At 36.2% G+C, this 1,472-nt stretch carries 2 protein-coding genes; both read left to right on the forward strand.

Annotation, left to right across the window (positions count from 1 at the left end):
- The first annotated feature begins 224 nt into the window (after window positions 1–224).
- Complete coding sequence (locus GMD6S_RS09085; protein WP_000884835.1) at window positions 225–758, forward strand: hypothetical protein; 534 nt, start codon at window positions 225–227, stop codon at window positions 756–758.
- 84 nt (window positions 759–842) lie between these two features.
- The gene (locus GMD6S_RS09090) at window positions 843–1,370 is read left to right on the forward strand and encodes a hypothetical protein (RefSeq protein WP_008294306.1); all 528 of its coding nucleotides are present in this window, start codon (window positions 843–845) and stop codon (window positions 1,368–1,370) included.
- The last annotated feature ends 102 nt before the right edge of the window (window positions 1,371–1,472 follow it).

Raw genomic sequence — 1,472 nt, forward strand, 5'->3', positions numbered from 1 at the left:
GGCATGAGGATATCCTTTCGATGAGTTATGAAGAAGCTAATGAGCTGAGTTTGGAAGAAATTTCATTTATGGACCATGTGAGAGACCCAGTCTGGGAAGAAGATGACCGTAGAAATGAAGAATACATCAAAATCCATGGCGAGCCAGTTTATGATGATGAGGAAGGTGAGTGAGAATTTATAATCCCACTTATTTGAAAGAGAGTGTTGATAGAGGAAAGGCGAATGTTAGATAAAGTAAAACAGTTTAAGTGGTTGATTGTATTGTCCTTGTTCCTATTAGCGATTCCTTTATATTTTACTTACAATCATTTCCAACAATCTAGTGCTTTAAAAGAATCCTTTGAGAAAAATGAAAGAATTGAAGTTCTTCATCGTTTGACGTCATCAGAAAAATATGCGTCTGACATCCGCAAGGCAGGATATACTATTCCTTCTGACGGAGCTATTCGATTGGATGGAGTTATTTATCCATTAGAAATAGAAGGAGAGTTACATTTGAAAATTAGCCCTCCCAAAAAGGATGCTAAGGATTTTCAGTTATTTTTCATCACACAGGTTAATGAAAAACAAACGCATGTAGCTTTTATTTTAGATAAAAATCTGAATTTAATTGATTCTAGCTATTCTCAGCAAAATGGTAACGGGAAAAGAGAGATTGTTTCTATCCCCCAAGCCGAAGAAGATTACTTGTTGAGAAGTGTTCAAAGCGAGATTGATGACTTCATGAAAAAGATGTATCAAACCTTGTATGGTTAGATTTTTAGAGAAAGTAACTTCTTACTCAACGCAATGCTGTATGAACAAGACTTCTATGATAACTTAGACAGAGGGGGTGAAAAAATGTCAGGACTTAAAAAAATACTGATCGTTATTGGTTCTGTAATTGCCTTAGCTACTGGCTTGAATCTTTATTTTCAGTATCAAAACCACCAAGAACATATGCAATTAAAAACCTCCTTTGAAGAGAGGGACAATATAGTCGTCTTACAACGTTTGATGGCATCAGAAAAATATGCACCTGACATCCGTAAAGCGGGCTATGTCGTTCCTCCCGATGGAGCTATTCGATTGGATGGAGGAATTGACTCCATAGAGATAAAAGGAGACATCAATTTGGACATCTCAAATCCGGGACGGAATGGGGTTACTGCTTATTTTGAAATAGAGATAGATGGTAGAATAACTAGTGTACTCTATGAATTGGATAAGAACTTTGATTTAGTTTCTAGCGCTTATTTTCAAATAAATGAAAGAAATATAAATGAGAGGGTGACTATTCCCAAAGTCGAAGAAGAGCGCCTATTAAAGATTGTTCAAAAAGAGCTTGATGTCTTCATGAAAAAGATGTATCAAACCTTGTATGGATAGTTTGTTATATTAGACTCAGGTGAGCTGACAGGACCAACTTAAGGAACTGAAAAAATTGAGGGAAGAGCAGTTAGCTATCGTAGAAGCTCAGATTCAAGCGAG

This window comes from Streptococcus sp. GMD6S, assembly GCF_000297015.1.